This is a genomic window from Ignavibacteriota bacterium (assembly GCA_019637995.1).
In the GTDB taxonomy this organism is placed as follows: Bacteria; Bacteroidota; Ignavibacteria; order Kapaibacteriales; family UBA2268; genus JANJTB01.
The window spans coordinates 45,675-61,212 of sequence record JAHBUQ010000005.1; the positions used below are offsets into that span (position 1 = coordinate 45,675).

A 15,538-nucleotide genomic window follows, 5' to 3' on the forward strand; every position below is an offset into this window, starting at 1 on the left:
ACTTCCATGCTCCATAAATAGCAACTGCAATTAGTGCTACATATAAAACTAACATGACTGCTGCGAAAATATTCATTAATCCTCCGTTTGATTTGTTGATTTTGTTCCTAAAATATAATCACAGGCTTTTGAGGCTTGAGATGCGGCAATGAGTATCATTCGGTTATCATTATTCAAGACTTGAAGCCAGTTAGCGATGTAAGCCGAATGGTTGTCGATAGTCTTTTGAATACCTGATATATTACACAAGTAGCTTGATGAAATTTCAGCGATGAGTTCTTCTTTGCTGTAGTTCTCACTTGCAAATTGGATTGTATCAATAATACCTTTTCTACATAATCGATGTTTCCCTCCGGTGCTGTGTGCAAGTTCATGATATAGACAGGCATAATAATCATCACTGGTATGAAAATTCTCGATAGATGGAATTTCTACTCTGTCTAATCTTGGCAAGTATCTTGGATTCGGTATCATGTTGTTGATACTTATTTCTGGTGGGTTCTTATAACCGTTGATTATTGTTTCAGCTTCTGTAAACTTGGGATTTGTAGAAATGATATTTCGATTCTTTAGAACCTTATCCGGTAAGTTGCATTGAGATATATTAAAGACATAGTAGTAGCGAAGCAAGAAATTGATATATGCTGTTGGTTGATCAATATCGTTTTCCTTAAAACTTACAAAAGGTTTCCAGAAAACCACTAAACTTGAGTGCTCATCTCTTTTTACAGTTCCACCCAAATCTTTGCATTGCTTAAATGTGATGAAATAATTCGATTCAAATTCTGAAAGTCCTAAAATCAATGAATTGATTCCTTTATATTCCATATTTGAAACGAAATTTCTTGGATAAGCAGTTTTCCAAGTTTTCTGCCATGGGACAACACCTTTTTGCAGTTTCTCTATAATCAAATCTGTAATTTTTTGATATATGAATTGCATATTTTTCTCCTAAAAAGTGAGAAGGCTACCGATTTTGGTAGCCTTCTCTGGTGATTCATTTTGTTTCTGTAGGTTCGGTGTCAAACTTCAAAAGTTCTGCTTGAAGTAAAGCAAGATCATCTTTAAGTTTTTTTATTTTGGTTAATTCATAGTTGTCCGAGTAAGAATACCATAATTTTTGCGTTCTTTCTACTGATTTGTTAAATTTTTCTTGATTCTTTTTTAACAATTCTTCGAGAGCCGATTTCTTTTTGTCAAATAGTTCCTTTGCAAGTTTGTCTCTATCAGCAGCTTGAACTCTCCATTCTTTTACCTTTTTTTCTTCACGTTCAATCGCTAATTCTTTGTTTTCAATAGAACGCTTTAATGCTTTGATTTTCTGTTTGTTCAAAACAGCATTATCAACAACTGGTTTTGTATCAGCTTCTTTGTCATCAGCTATAGGTTTTGCATCTTTCGGCTCATTGACAGATGGAGCATTAACATTATCGACAACTGGTTTTGTCTCAGCATCTTTTACATCAATGTCAGATGGAGCATTAGCATTATCAACAACTGGTTTTGTTTCTGCTACTGTTACTTCGATGACAGTTGGAACAATTGACTTTTCTTCTGAAGAAACAATTATTTCTTCCGGTTTTTCAGTTTCAGAATTTTCAATTTTATTCTGAACTTTTTTAACTTCTTTTTTCATTTTAGTTCTCCTAAATGATTTAAAAATAATGACTTAAATAATTTGTTTAACGTTAAAACATGTTACAAAGATACTAACTATTCCCCTAATAAACAAGCATTATTTTTCTTATAACTAATATATTTTACAAGCATTTAAATCATACAAAATACATAAAAAATGAAAAAATGATATTTTCAAATATTCTTCAAAAATGAAATTTTAATTAAAATGTGTATAAATAAATACGGCATTTCAGATTACGAAAAAATTAAGTGTGTAAAAAGCGATAGTCTTGATGGTAATATATGTAAGGTGTGTTATTTATCTAATTTATTAATGCGGTGATATATGTAGAATAGCTTCTTTATCAAATATATTAATGCGGTGATATATGTAGAATGGCATACTTTTTAATCAAAAAAAGTTTTTATTCCAATTGTATAAATTATCTAATACAGTTATTACCTTTTATACAAAAATATCTTTTTCGTAACTGTTATTATTATATAACTTTGATAATGTTTGCAAAATTTACAATTATTGGATTAGTAATAAGAAATAGTTATTTTGTGGAAATATTTCTAAAACAAAATAAATTTAATTCATTCTGTCAACGATAGTTTTTTATGTGGCTGTTGAAAAACTATTTTAAAGATAGACAAACAAAGATGCTTGTCCTACTAAATTACTTAAATTAAGGTAGTTCATAAATCAATGATTGAAGTATGATTTGCATAGCTTTTAATATTTCAACAGACTCTAAAGATGTTGCAGTTAATATGAGAATTAGAGTTCGATTATAAATATTTGAAGAAAATTAAATAAATTTCTAAAAAATTACAATGAAAAAAACATAGATACGTTTTTACATTTGTAAAAAATTTAAACGGTTCTATGACAGGTAAATTTAAAAATATTATTGTCTTGATTTTACTGGTGATATTCCCTATATCAGCCATAGGTTTGAATATTACTGTACATAAGTGTAAACTTAAAGGTTCGATTGATTATAGCTTCTTCAGTTCAACAAATAACAATAATGAATTTATTTGCGGCTGCAAGATTACAGATATTAATCCGACTGCTCATCAAGAAGCATCTTCCTGTTGCAATAATACGAATATGGAAGAGAAATCAGGTGATAATAATGAAACAAATAATCAATATAACAAGAATACCGGAATTCAAATACTAAAATCTGCATGCTGTTCGGATTCGGATTTATCTTATTCAATTAATGATGATTTTATAACTAATATTAAAACTAATATTTTATCAAATTTCGCAATTGTAAATAATGTTTTATATTCAAATAAATGTTTTAATTTATTTAGAACATCCGATTATTTCATTAAAGACACAGAATACCCCATACAGGAACTGATATGTCATACCATATCGTTCATACATTTTTCCTCTCAGTCAAAAAACGATTCTGAAGAGCCTCCAATTCATAAATGCTAAATACTGAGCAAAACTTGCTGTTATTTTAATTTGTCAAATTTTTGTTCAATCTTTATTTGTTGAATTAAAGTTTGTGAAAGTCTATACGTATTTAAAATAATTTAGGAATTTTATGATAAAGTCAATTAACTTATACAGGTTATTTCAATATATTGGAATGATACTCATTGTAGTATCATTTGGAATTGTTTTGAATTCCTGTGAACAGGATGAACTGGCGCCTACAAAACCGATTGATTCTTCATGTGATACAATAAATGTATCATTTGATTTAGCCGTAAGACCAATTTTGGAAAAGAACTGTACTTCATGTCATAACAACTCTTTCAGTGCCGCTAAGATTAATCTTGAAGGATACGACAATGTCAACAAATATACTGTGAACGATGTATTAACAAAAAGCTTAACCGGTAGTATGAAAAGTTACATAAGTGATGAGTGCGAAATAGCTAAAATCAAAGCCTGGGTTAACCAGGGTTCAATAAATAATTAATCATAGGAGCAACAAAATGACAAGTTCAAATTGTATAGATGCGTGTTTAGCGTGTCTGATTGCTTGCGAAAGATGTATTGCCGATTGTATTAAAGACGGTAATCATAATTGCATAGAAATATGCCGCGACTGTGCCGATATCTGTGCCTTATGCGCAAGATTTGAGGCGAGGGACTCTCAGTTTAGTCAAAAACTGTGTGCTTTGTGTGCTGAAGTTTGTGAAGCTTGTGCTGCTGAATGCAGTAAACATGCTTCACATCATGTATGTTGTAAAGATTGTGCGGAAGCTTGTAAAAAATGTGCTGCTGAATGCAGTAATATGAGCAAGTCATAATCAGTATAAATTCTTCAAAGGCAGAGTCTCAATATATGGACTCTGCCTGTGAGAAAGATTGTAATGTTTTTCTTAATAAAATAATTTTTTTTACTTACTAAAAAAAAGGTGAAATAGTGAAAACAACACTTAAAATTACTACAGCTTTATTGCTGGTATCATCTGTATTCTTTGCAGGCTGTTCTAATATGATGGACAATAGTCCTGTAGGTCAGAATGTGGGAAATTTTTTAATGATTTCTCCAAGCGATAATTCAGAAAATATTGGAATCAATGAACCAATTGTTATCGAATTTGCCGCACCTGTGGATACTAAAATTATCGAAGATAATTTTGTCCTTATAGGACGATATTTTGCTTCAGAAGCTTCAGGCGAGGATTGTTTCAATTATGACCATTCGAATATGAATTCAATGATGTCGAACGGTACAATGATGAAACATCTTAAAGAAAACCACCATACGAAAGGCGATTTCAAATGGAATTCCGATAAGACAAGATGTGAATTCAAACCGGATTCGGATTTAGAAGCTAACACTGACTATATGATGTTTGTGGACAGCGATATGATGAATCACATGAAATCCGTTATGATGAATAATGGAATGATGTTGCGTGGTATGGGTATGATGTCGGACTGTGATTGTCATAATAAAGGTTTAGATAATACTAATATAATAACTCATTTCAGAACAAGAAACAATTAAAATCATTTTCAGACAGGGCAATCTTTGCCCTGTCTGATACTTGTTGCTAACGGTTTCATTTTACAAAAATATTGGAGATATTATATGTCTAAAACAAAAATTCTGATGATAATAGTAATTTTTATTACTTTCTCTATGTCGAGGGCTTATGCCAGTCTATCTGCACATCCCGTACAGATTTATGAAACAGTAATTAAAGGTCAAAAGAATTACCTTACGCTTCATATTGCAAATGCCGGACCTTCTGGCAGTCTTGGCTATCAGATAAGTGCTACTGAACCTTGGATTAGTTTTAGTTCAACATCAGGTGAAATTCCAATTTCGGATAGTATTGAAATTAAACTTATAGTTGATGCTACAAGTCTTAATTCAGGACTATATAAAGCAGACATACTGATTGGTGACCCACATCACGGACCTATTACTGTACCAATTGAAATACTTGTCAGTATGGTTGCAGATGTTTACGAATCTTCCGACAACAACAGCTTAATGTTACAAGCATACCCTAATCCCTTCAATTCTACAACAGTAATAAATTATACTTTGCCAGAGAGTCAATATGTAATTATCAATCTGCTTGATATAAGAGGTAGTCAAATCAAAGTATTAGCGAATGAATTTCAGACAGAGGGTATTCACAGGATAAATTTTGATGGCTCTGAATTACCGTCAGGTATTTATTTTATTACATTGAATACACAATCTTATTCTATTGTAAGAAAACTTATCATAAATAAATAAAAGGGTATCAAAATGAATAGATTCAGTCTAAAAAAAAGGATTATTCCGATTATTTTCGGAATAGGTTTAGTCATGACATTTTCGTCATCTAATCTTAGTGCACAATGTAGTATGATGAAGGGGCATGAGAACCACTCCGGTCATTCCGACAATAAAAAACACAACTCAAACGACAGTGATACTACAATAATAAGAAAAGGTATAATTGATGTTTATGAATTGGATTCCGATAAGGATGGTTATGTTTATCAAGACCAAATGCATTGGAATGTTATTTCAGACAAAGCGGCTGATTGCCCGATTTGTGGCATGAAATTAGAAAAAGTAAAAATCAAAGATGCTATCAGGAATTTAAAGCAGAATGATTTCGAAGTTAAAGAATAATTTTGTAATATCAATTAAGTGAGGTTGAAGATGATGAATCAATATCAGGGCTTCTCGAAAATAAAAGGAAGCTTATTATTATCGGCAATTATTTTTGCCATAGCAATTTCATTATTTGTCGGTTGTAATGAACAAGACAATTCAGAACATCCCAAAGATATGAAAATACAACAAGAGGCGGAATCAATTATTCGGGAAGGTGAAATTGACCTGAATACAATTGATATTAACAAAGACGGTAAAGTATTCCAGGATCCGATGCACTGGAATGTAATTTCAGACAAAGCAGGCGATTGCCCTCTGTGCAATATGAAATTAGAAGAAGTTTCACTTAATGAAGCAAAAATGAATCTAACTGAAAATGGATTTAAAGTGAAATAAGTAACTATTAATGCAGGCAGTGGTAATAACTGCCTGCAAGTTTAAACTACCAAATATTATGCTTAATAAATTCATAAAATATTTCCTCGAAAACAAGTTAGTAACAGTTCTCTTACTAATTATCTTAGTTTTTTGGGGAATTATAACATCTCCATTCGATTGGAACACGGGATTTTTACCGAAAGACCCTGTTCCTGTTGATGCCATTCCGGACATTGGCGAAAATCAGCAGATTGTTTTTACGCCTTGGAATGGTAGGTCACCACAAGATATTGAAGACCAGATTTCATATCCGTTAACCACCTATCTTCTTGGTATTCCGGGAGTGAAAACAATACGGAGTTCTTCAATTTTTGGTTTTTCAAGCATTTATATTATATTCTCAGAAGATATAGAATTTTACTGGTCACGCTCACGGATATTGGAAAAGTTAAGTTCTCTTCCCTCCGGTCTATTACCCGATGATGTTCAACCCACATTAGGACCCGATGCTACAGCCTTGGGACAAGTTTACTGGTACACGCTTGAAGGTCGTGATAAAGAAGGAAATCCAACCGGGGGATGGGATTTACATGAGATACGCACTGTTCAGGATTTTTATGTAAAATACGGATTAAATGCAACAGAAGGTGTTTCAGAAGTAGCTTCAATTGGGGGATTTGTACAGGAATACCAGATAGACGTAAACCCTGACGCATTAAATGCCTACAATATTCCATTGAATAAGGTTATGCAGGCAGTTCAGAAATCGAACCGTGATGTGGGGGCTAAAACAATAGAGATAAATCAGGCAGAATACCTTGTACGTGGATTAGGTTATGTAAAAAATGTAGAAGATATTGAGAAAGCCGTGGTTGCAGTTCAGGATAATGTGCCTGTTCGTATTAAGGATATAGCTAATGTTGCACTTGGACCAGCTTCACGCCGGGGTGTTCTTGATAAAGACGGAGCCGAAGTGGTTGGCGGGGTAGTAGTTGCAAGGTATGGTGCTAATCCATTGCAGGTTATCAACAATGTGAAAGAGAAGATTGCAGAAATTTCACCCGGCTTACCGAAAAAAACATTAGCAAATGGTGTAGAAAGTCAGCTCACCATTGTTCCGTTTTACGACCGTTCTGAATTGATTTATGAGACACTTGGCACTTTGGAAGAAGCTTTGTCGCTTCAGATTCTCATAACTATTCTGGTTATAATTGTTATGATTTATAACCTTAGAGCATCAATACTCATATCAAGTTTATTGCCTATTGCTGTGCTTATGGTTTTTATTGCAATGCGGAATTTTGGTGTAGATGCAAATATAGTGGCTCTTTCCGGTATTGCTATTGCCATTGGCACTATGGTTGATTTGGGAATAATTCTCTCGGAGAACATAGTTAAACATATTGACGAAGCTCCACCCGAACAAAGATTGATAACAACAATTTACAATGGCTCGGCAGAAGTAAGCTCGGCAATTCTTACAGCAGTTTCCACAACTATCGTAAGTTTTATTCCTGTTTTTACTATGCAGGCAGCCGAGGGTAAATTATTTGGACCTCTTGCATTTACAAAATCATTTGCTTTGGTGGCTGCTTTAATTGTTTCGTTGTTTATATTGCCCACATTGGCACATTGGTTTTTTGGTTTTAAAATAAAGAATCCACGTCATAACAGATGGGTTAATATTATACTTATTTTAGCCGGTGTTATTGGATTATTCAGTAATATTGTATGGGCGGGTGTATTATTGATTTTATTTGGCATTATCCCTTTCATTAAACCACTAATCTCTGATAAAAAATTATTTAAGAAACCTTTTTTCCACACAGCTTTGGAAAATATTGAATTGGTTTTAGTGGTAGTGGGAGTTATTTGGCTTTTGGCAAAGTACTGGTTACCGCTCGGTGCCGGTAAAAGTGTGCTAATCAACTTTATTTTTGTTGCGTTATTGGTCGGCTTTATTTTAGGGGCATTTAGTTTACTCCTAATTTCTTACAAAGGAATATTAAACTGGTGTTTGAATAACAAAGTCAAGTTTTTATTGATTCCGACCCTTTTGATACTCTTAGCCGTGAACATCTGGATGGGATTCTCAAATATTTTTGGGTTCCTGGCAAATGGAACGGACAAAATTGGATGGAACATACGGACAACTTCTGTTTGGTCGGGAATGACTCATACATTCCCCGGAATAGGAAAAGAATTTATGCCTTCGTTGGATGAAGGCAGCTTTTTACTCATGCCAACCTCTATGCCGCATTCAGGGGTTGCCTACAACAGAAAAGTAGTAGGGCAATTAGATATGTTGCTTACTAACATTCCCGAAGTGAAACTGGTTGTCGGTAAGTTAGGACGAGTAGAATCTGCGCTTGACCCTGCACCGGTTTCCATGTATGAAAATATTATCAACTATAAATCTGAATATGAACTCAATGACAAAGGGCATCGCAGGCGTTTTAAAACAGACAGGGATGACCGCTTTGTATTAAAAAATGGAGATACACTATCTAATAAGGAAATGCTGGCAAATGGTATCTCATCAGATGAGTTGTTGCCGGATGAAGATGGGAACTATTTCAGAAATTGGCGTGAACATATAAAATCATCCGATGATATTTGGAAAGAAATCGTTGCTGTAACAAAAATACCCGGAGTTACTTCAGCACCGAAATTGCAACCTATAGAAACTCGTTTGGTCATGTTACAAACCGGAATGAGGGCTCCTATGGGCATAAAGATTTTCGGTCCCGACCTCAAAACAATCGAGGAATTTGGATTGAGGCTCGAAAGTATATTAAAAGAAGTACCATCTGTAAAAGCTGAAGCAGCCTTTGCCGACCGTATTGTAGGAAAACCTTACATTCACCTGAATATCAACAGAGATGAAATATCACGCTATGGTTTAAGTGTCGAAGATGTGCAACAAAGCATTGAAACAGCAATTGGGGGCATGAAAATCTCATCAACGGTTGAAGGACGTGAGCGATTTCCTATACGGGTTCGTTACCCAAGAGAGTTAAGAGATGACCCTGAATCGCTTGGAAAAATTCTTATTCCAACACCCACCGGAGCACAAATACCGCTTAGTCAGTTAGTTGATATGGAGTATGTACGTGGTCCGCAAGCCATAAAAAGTGAGAACACTTTTCTTGTCGGTTATGTGCTGTTTGATAAAAGGGACGGCTATGCCGAAGTAGATGTTGTGAACGATGCGCAGGAAATGATTCAACAAAAAATTGATGCAGGCGAGTTAATTGTTCCGGCAGGGTTGAATTTTAAATTTTCTGGAAGTTATGAAAACCAGGTACGTGCCGAAAAACGGCTCATTATAATCGTGCCGATTGTATTATTAATCATCTTTCTGATACTCTACTTCCAATTCAAATCGGTTACTACATCGCTAATGATTTTTACCGGAGTGGCTATGGCATTTAGCGGAGGTTTTATAATGCTCTGGCTATACGGACAGGGGTGGTTTGCCGATTTCAATATTTTTGGAACAAATATCCGTGAACTTTTTCAGATGAATACCGTCAACTTGAGTGTTGCCGTTTGGGTGGGTTTTATTGCCTTGTTTGGACTTGCAACAGATGATGGGGTTTTGATGGGAACCTATCTTGACCAAAGTTTTGAACGTAATCGTACAAAAACAATTAAAGAAATCAGGACTTCTGTTGTGGAAGCCGGAGAGCGAAGAATAAGACCTGCCGTAATGACAACCACAACTACTATTATTGCATTGTTGCCGGTTCTTACATCAACAGGGCGGGGAGCTGATATTATGGTTCCAATGGCTATTCCAGCCTTTGGCGGAATGATTGTTGCGGCTATTACATATTACATTGTTCCTACGCTTTATTGTATGCGTGAAGAGTATAAACTAAAAAATCAAAAATCATGAAAAATAATATAGCAATACTAATAGCAATGCTATTGTACGGTTCGATAAGCTTTGCTCAAACATTGGACGATTATTTTAAAGTAGCCGCTGAAAACAATCCCGGTTTACAGGCTGTCTATAAAGAATACGAGGCTGCATTACAGAAAGAGCCTCAGGTGAGTACTTTACCTGACCCAACCTTTTCTTTCGGGTATTTTATTTCCCCGGTTGAAACAAGGGTAGGACCTCAACAGGCGAGGTTCTCGCTTACGCAAATGTTCCCTTGGTTTGGCACATTAAAAGCACAGGGCGATGCTGCGTCTTTAATGGCAGAAGTAAAATTTCAAAATTTTATTGAAGCCCGGAACAAACTTTATTACTGGTTGGCATCCGCTTATTATCCTCTATATGAGTTAAAAGATTGGATTCGTATCGAACAGGAAAATATCAGAATACTTGAATCTTACAAAAACATTGCGACTCATAAGTTCGAAAACGGAAAAGGAACAATGGTCGATGTTTTACGAGTAGATATTATGCTGAAAGATGCACAAACCAATCTTATTATACTAAGTGATAAAGAAAAACCGTTACTTACTACTTTCAACAAACTATTGAACAGACCTGAAAATGAAATAGTACAAATCAGCGAATCATTGAAAGCCGAAATCATTTCAGATAATTTCAGAAAAGATTCATTAATTTCTACAAATCCAACATTAAAAGCACTGGATTTACAAATTCAGGCAAGTAAAGCCTCAGAATTTACAGCACAAAAGCAAGGAATGCCAAAATTGGGTGTAGGTATAGATTATGTAATGGTAGGCAACCGCACTGATATGTCATTGCCCGATAATGGTAAAGATATTCTTATGCCCATGGTAAGTGTAAGTATTCCTATATTCAGGGATAAGTACAACGCTTCTGTAAAAGAAGCCCAACTGATGCAGGAAAGCTATAATCACCAAAAACAAGAAGTCGCAAATAATCTTATTTCCGAATATGAAATGCTCTGGTTTCAGGTAAAACAACAGTTGCAACTATTATCACTTTACGAACAACAAATACAAACCTCGCAACAATCGTTAAACTTACTTTTTACTTCGTATGGTAATTCCGGGAAGGAATTCGAAGAAGTACTGAGAATGCAGCAACAATTGTTGAAATACCAAAAAATGAAAGCAACTGCTCTGACTGAATACTACACAGCATTAGCAGAGTTGGATTATATCACTGCAAAATCGAAATAATCATGGAAAATAAACATCATAATCATTCGCATCAAAACCACCATCAAACTCATGAGCATCATGACAAGAGTGGTCATAAAAACCAACCCGACTCTCATAATGACCATCACGACCATCATGTCATGATGATAGAAGATTTCAAAAAGCGATTTTGGATTTCATTGTTCATAACACTCCCTATCGTAGTGCTTGCACCAATGATTCAAGAACTGGTTGGTTATGAGCTTCGCTTCAATGGTGATCGCTATGTGCAGTTCGTGCTTTCCTCTATCATCTTCTTTTATGGCGGATGGCCTTTTTTGAAAGGATTGGTTGATGAAGTTAAAAAGAAAGCCCCCGGAATGATGACCTTGATTGCTCTGGCAATATCCGTTGCATACTTCTACAGCTCGGCAGTTGTCTTCGGGCTTGGTGGTAATATCTTTTTTTGGGAATTGGCAAGCCTGATAGTCATTATGCTTTTAGGCCATTGGATAGAAATGAAATCTGTGATGGGTGCATCAAACGCACTTCAAGAACTCGCCAAAATGATGCCTTCCACTGCCCGAAGAATCAATAAGGACGGGGAACATGAAGATGTACCAATTGAAGATTTGCAAAGCAATGATATTATTCTGGTAAGACCAGGGGAAAAGATTCCGGCTGATGGAACGGTAATTGAAGGAGAAAGCCATGTGAACGAATCAATGCTTACCGGAGAATCGAAACCTGCTTCTAAGAAAAAGGACGATAAGGTGATTGGTGGTTCAGTAAATGACAATGGTACCTTAAAAATCAAAGTCAAACATACAGGAGAAGACTCCTATCTGAATAAAGTGATTGGAATGGTCAAAGAAGCACAGAAAACTAAATCTAAAACCCAAAATTTGGCTGATAAAGCAGCCGCATGGTTGTTCTACATTGCCTTGGGTGCAGGGATTACAACCTTGATTGTTTGGTTAAGTCTGGGAAAAGAATTTGAGTATGCACTGGAACGAATGGTTACTGTGATGATAATTTCATGTCCTCATGCATTAGGATTGGCTGTACCTTTGGTTGTAGCAATTTCTACAGCGGTTTCAGCAAAAAATGGATTGCTCATTCGAAACAGAACCGCTTTTGAAAATGCACGAAAATTAACCACTATCATTTTTGATAAAACAGGAACTCTGACCAAAGGAGAGTTTGGGGTAACCCGTTTCAAGAGTACCACAGAAAAACAGACAGACCATGAGTTACTTCAAATTGCAGCTTCGGTTGAAAACAGTTCGGAACACCCAATTGCAGGAGGAATCGTTAGAAAAGCTAAAAAAGAAAACTTAAAGTTTGACGAACCAGAAAATTTCCAAAACATCACAGGGAAAGGAATAAAGGCAACTTTAAAAGGGCAGGAAATCAAAATAGTAAGTCCGGGAATGTTGAAAGAACATGGAATAGAAACGCCTTCTGACGCATTCAAGACAGAAGACGAAACTGTGGTTTTTATTCTGATTGACAATATGTTGGCAGGCTTCATCGCTCTTGCAGATGAAATCAGACCTGAATCCATATCAGCTATTCAAACACTGAAAGACAGAGGGATAAAGGTTTTGATGGTCACAGGTGACAACCATCAAGTAGCAAAAGCGGTTAGCGAACAACTATCACTGGACGATTTTTACGCAGAAGTGCTACCGGAAGACAAGCAACGTATCATTAAAAAACTTCAGGAAAAGGGAGAGTTTGTAGCTATGACTGGTGATGGCGTGAATGATGCACCAGCTTTAGCTCAGGCTAATGTTGGTATTGCAGTCGGGTCGGGAACGGATGTAGCCGCAGAAACCGCAGATATAATATTGGTAAACAGCAATCCCAATGACATTGCCAACCTGATTCTTTTCGGTACTGCTACATATAAAAAAATGATGCAAAACCTTTGGTGGGCAACAGGTTACAACATTGTGGCGGTGCCGTTGGCTGCCGGAGTTCTGGCAGGCGTTGGCATCATTCTAAGTCCTGCAGTCGGTGCTGTTTTAATGAGTCTTAGTACGGTAATAGTTGCACTAAATGCACAATTATTAAAAAATCAAATTAAGAAATAACATGAAAGCAATAGATAAAAAAACATTAATAATAGCATCAATCACTCTAATTATTGGTTTGCTGGCAGGTTGGTTGATTTTTGGCGGTAATAAGGGTACTTCTCACGATGACCTTGAACACGAGAAAACTGAAATAGCCGACGAGACGGTCTGGACTTGCTCCATGCACCCGCAAATACGTCAAAATGAGCCTGGCGACTGTCCGATTTGTGGTATGGATTTAATCCCCTTGGATGATGACCAAAACTCAGATATTGACCCTAATGCTGTAAGCATGTCTTCTATAGCCATGCAGTTAGCTGATGTGAGTACAGCAATAGTGGGAAAAATGAATCCCATTAAGCAAGTTCGTTTGAGTGGTAAAGTGCAGGCGGATGAACGTTTAGTTTATTCTCAATCTTCGCATATACCTGGTAGAATTGAAAAATTGTTGGTGAATTTTACAGGTGAATTTGTGAAAAAAGGACAAATTATTGCATATATTTATTCACCTGAATTGGTTACAACTCAGGAAGAATTATTAGAAGCACAAAAAATAGCTGAATCGCAACCTCAATTATTTACATCAGCCAAAGAAAAGTTAAAAAACTGGAAACTATCTGATAAACAAATTGAAGAAATTCTGACTACAGGAAAGACACAGGATGAATTTCCGATAAAAGCAGATGTTGCAGGGTTTGTAACATCTAAAATGATCAATTTGGGTGACTATGTACGCAGAGGAGAAACTATCTACGAAATTTCAGACCTTTCTAAACTTTGGGTATTATTTGATGTGTATGAATCAGATATGAACTGTATAAAAAAAGGTAATAAAGTTGACTTTACTGTAGCCTCTATGCCCGGCAATTCTTTTAAGGGAAACATAACCTGGCTCGACCCTATAATTGACCCTAAAACAAGGGTGGTAAAAGCAAGAGTAGAGTATAATAATGCAAACGGAAAACTAAAACCTGAAATGTTTGTCTCCGGTTTTGTTGAAGCTAAATTGACCAACAAATCAAATTCAATTGTTGTGCCCAAAACAGCCGTTATGTGGACAGGCAAACGTTCTGTTGTTTACATTAAATCAAATTCAGATAAGGGAGTCAATTTTATCATGCGTGAAGTAACTTTGGGACCTGCTTTGGGAGAGAGCTATTTGGTTGAAAGTGGTTTAATGGAAGGTGAAGAAATTGCAATCAATGGTACATTTAGTATTGATGCTGCCGCACAGTTAGCAGGTAAACCAAGTATGATGAGTCCTGATGGCGGACCTGCGATGACTGGACATAATCATGGCGAGACAAATAAATCAACAATTAAGGACGAACAGAAAACTCAAAATGCACAAGACCATAATAACAAAATTAAGCAGAGTTCAAATGAAGATAATTCCAAAATAATCAGAAAAGGCAAAATTGATGTCTATGAAATTGATATAAACAAAGATGGTAAAGTATTTCAGGACCCAATGCATTGGAATGTTATATCTGATGAAGCAGGTAAATGCCCTTTATGTAAAATGACTTTAGAGGAAGTTACACTTGAATCAGCTAAATCCAATCTAATGAAGAATGGATTTAAAGTGAAATAGTTATAGAAAGTTACAGTTATTTTTTTTTTGTTGTATCATAATTAAATATGTTTATTTTTGCATATATAATTATCGTGAAATTTAATTTTAAATAAATCCTTTTTGGAGTACTGATGAAAACATTAATTATAATAATGTTTGTTCTGAGTTTATTTACAGCAGGTTGTTCAAACACTACTGAACCTGACTATAATAATTTAAGTAGCGATTTGGTAAACCTTGATGCAAAGCAGTCAATAGCTAAGGCAAATGAGTGGAGAGATTCAGCACCTAAAATTACTTCACATATTACACAAACAGAAGTAATTTTTGACTTTCCTGATGGTAGTGTAGTTAAAAAAGCTCTGCCCGATAGTTTATTTTATATTGCAGTTGCACCTTATATCAATACTACACATGAATGCACTCTACATTACCCTTCGAGTTGTACCGGAGAATTGTTTGAAAAGAATGTAAAAGTTAAGGCTGAAGATGAGAATGGATCGATTTATTTTGATGGAAATATTGCTACTTTAAAACACGGCTTTTTCGAAATATGGCTACCAAGAAACCGAAACATCACATTTACTATTAAATATAATAATTTGGTTGGTGAAGAAATTGTACAATCGATGAGTGACAGTAGAACTTGCATAACCACAATCCAGCTCAAAGAAGTATTTTAA

The 15,538-nt window shown here is 35.3% G+C and carries 14 protein-coding genes; 12 read left to right on the plus strand and 2 right to left on the minus strand.

From position 1 onward, the window contains the following. Positions 1-75 precede the first annotated feature (75 nt). Together KF896_15940 and KF896_15945 are read right to left on the minus strand one after the other, a co-directional pair. Positions 76-942 (minus strand): DUF1738 domain-containing protein, encoded by an 867-nt coding sequence (locus KF896_15940; GenBank protein ID MBX3045204.1) that lies wholly within the window; start codon positions 940-942, stop codon positions 76-78. A gap of 55 nt (positions 943-997) precedes the next feature. Further along, a complete protein-coding gene (locus KF896_15945; GenBank protein ID MBX3045205.1) occupies positions 998-1,636 on the minus strand; it encodes a hypothetical protein in 639 nt (212 codons plus the stop codon). Between the two features lie 876 nt (positions 1,637-2,512). Here KF896_15945 and KF896_15950 point away from each other — a divergent pair. From KF896_15950 to KF896_16005, 12 genes are all read left to right on the plus strand, one after another. Next, positions 2,513-3,082, plus strand: coding sequence for a hypothetical protein (locus KF896_15950; protein ID MBX3045206.1), 570 nt, complete (start codon positions 2,513-2,515; stop codon positions 3,080-3,082). Positions 3,083-3,194: 112 nt separating this feature from the next. After that, positions 3,195-3,575, plus strand: coding sequence for a hypothetical protein (locus tag KF896_15955; GenBank protein MBX3045207.1), 381 nt, complete (start codon positions 3,195-3,197; stop codon positions 3,573-3,575). Between the two features lie 16 nt (positions 3,576-3,591). Next, the gene (locus KF896_15960; protein MBX3045208.1) at positions 3,592-3,909 is read left to right on the plus strand and encodes a four-helix bundle copper-binding protein; all 318 of its coding nucleotides are present in this window, start codon (positions 3,592-3,594) and stop codon (positions 3,907-3,909) included. Positions 3,910-4,025: 116 nt separating this feature from the next. Continuing rightward, positions 4,026-4,616, plus strand: coding sequence for a hypothetical protein (locus KF896_15965; protein MBX3045209.1), 591 nt, complete (start codon positions 4,026-4,028; stop codon positions 4,614-4,616). 84 nt (positions 4,617-4,700) lie between these two features. Further along, positions 4,701-5,360: a T9SS type A sorting domain-containing protein gene (locus KF896_15970; protein MBX3045210.1), complete on the plus strand. Its 660-nt coding sequence runs from the start codon at positions 4,701-4,703 to the stop codon at positions 5,358-5,360. Between the two features lie 12 nt (positions 5,361-5,372). After that, positions 5,373-5,744 carry a hypothetical protein gene (locus KF896_15975; GenBank protein MBX3045211.1) on the plus strand — a complete coding sequence of 124 codons (372 nt, stop codon included), beginning with the start codon at positions 5,373-5,375 and terminating at the stop codon, positions 5,742-5,744. A gap of 30 nt (positions 5,745-5,774) precedes the next feature. Further along, on the plus strand, positions 5,775-6,125 hold the full coding sequence (locus KF896_15980) for a hypothetical protein (protein MBX3045212.1): 351 nt from the start codon (positions 5,775-5,777) through the stop codon (positions 6,123-6,125). A gap of 58 nt (positions 6,126-6,183) precedes the next feature. After that, positions 6,184-10,008, plus strand: coding sequence for an efflux RND transporter permease subunit (locus KF896_15985; GenBank protein MBX3045213.1), 3,825 nt, complete (start codon positions 6,184-6,186; stop codon positions 10,006-10,008). Next, entirely contained in the window at positions 10,005-11,237 is a 1,233-nt protein-coding gene (locus KF896_15990; protein ID MBX3045214.1) for a TolC family protein, read from the plus strand. Before KF896_15985 ends, KF896_15990 begins: the two co-directional genes overlap by 4 nt. A gap of 2 nt (positions 11,238-11,239) precedes the next feature. Then, positions 11,240-13,297 carry a cadmium-translocating P-type ATPase gene (gene cadA / locus KF896_15995; GenBank protein ID MBX3045215.1) on the plus strand — a complete coding sequence of 686 codons (2,058 nt, stop codon included), beginning with the start codon at positions 11,240-11,242 and terminating at the stop codon, positions 13,295-13,297. A gap of 1 nt (position 13,298) precedes the next feature. Next, the gene (locus KF896_16000) at positions 13,299-14,873 is read left to right on the plus strand and encodes an efflux RND transporter periplasmic adaptor subunit (protein ID MBX3045216.1); all 1,575 of its coding nucleotides are present in this window, start codon (positions 13,299-13,301) and stop codon (positions 14,871-14,873) included. A gap of 113 nt (positions 14,874-14,986) precedes the next feature. After that, the gene (locus KF896_16005) at positions 14,987-15,538 is read left to right on the plus strand and encodes a CueP family metal-binding protein (protein ID MBX3045217.1); all 552 of its coding nucleotides are present in this window, start codon (positions 14,987-14,989) and stop codon (positions 15,536-15,538) included.

What these genes read in the sequence shown, in the direction of transcription:
- KF896_15940 (MBX3045204.1), bottom strand. Translation starts at nt 942, where the DNA reads ATGCAATTCATATATCAAAAAATTACAGATTTGATTATAGAGAAACTG.
- KF896_15945 (MBX3045205.1), bottom strand. Translation starts at nt 1,636, where the DNA reads ATGAAAAAAGAAGTTAAAAAAGTTCAGAATAAAATTGAAAATTCTGAA.
- KF896_15950 (MBX3045206.1), top strand. Translation starts at nt 2,513, where the DNA reads ATGACAGGTAAATTTAAAAATATTATTGTCTTGATTTTACTGGTGATA.
- KF896_15955 (MBX3045207.1), top strand. Translation starts at nt 3,195, where the DNA reads ATGATAAAGTCAATTAACTTATACAGGTTATTTCAATATATTGGAATG.
- KF896_15960 (MBX3045208.1), top strand. Translation starts at nt 3,592, where the DNA reads ATGACAAGTTCAAATTGTATAGATGCGTGTTTAGCGTGTCTGATTGCT.
- KF896_15970 (MBX3045210.1), top strand. Translation starts at nt 4,701, where the DNA reads ATGTCTAAAACAAAAATTCTGATGATAATAGTAATTTTTATTACTTTC.
- KF896_15975 (MBX3045211.1), top strand. Translation starts at nt 5,373, where the DNA reads ATGAATAGATTCAGTCTAAAAAAAAGGATTATTCCGATTATTTTCGGA.
- KF896_15980 (MBX3045212.1), top strand. Translation starts at nt 5,775, where the DNA reads ATGATGAATCAATATCAGGGCTTCTCGAAAATAAAAGGAAGCTTATTA.
- KF896_15985 (MBX3045213.1), top strand. Translation starts at nt 6,184, where the DNA reads ATGCTTAATAAATTCATAAAATATTTCCTCGAAAACAAGTTAGTAACA.
- KF896_15990 (MBX3045214.1), top strand. Translation starts at nt 10,005, where the DNA reads ATGAAAAATAATATAGCAATACTAATAGCAATGCTATTGTACGGTTCG.
- cadA (MBX3045215.1), top strand. Translation starts at nt 11,240, where the DNA reads ATGGAAAATAAACATCATAATCATTCGCATCAAAACCACCATCAAACT.
- KF896_16000 (MBX3045216.1), top strand. Translation starts at nt 13,299, where the DNA reads ATGAAAGCAATAGATAAAAAAACATTAATAATAGCATCAATCACTCTA.
- KF896_16005 (MBX3045217.1), top strand. Translation starts at nt 14,987, where the DNA reads ATGAAAACATTAATTATAATAATGTTTGTTCTGAGTTTATTTACAGCA.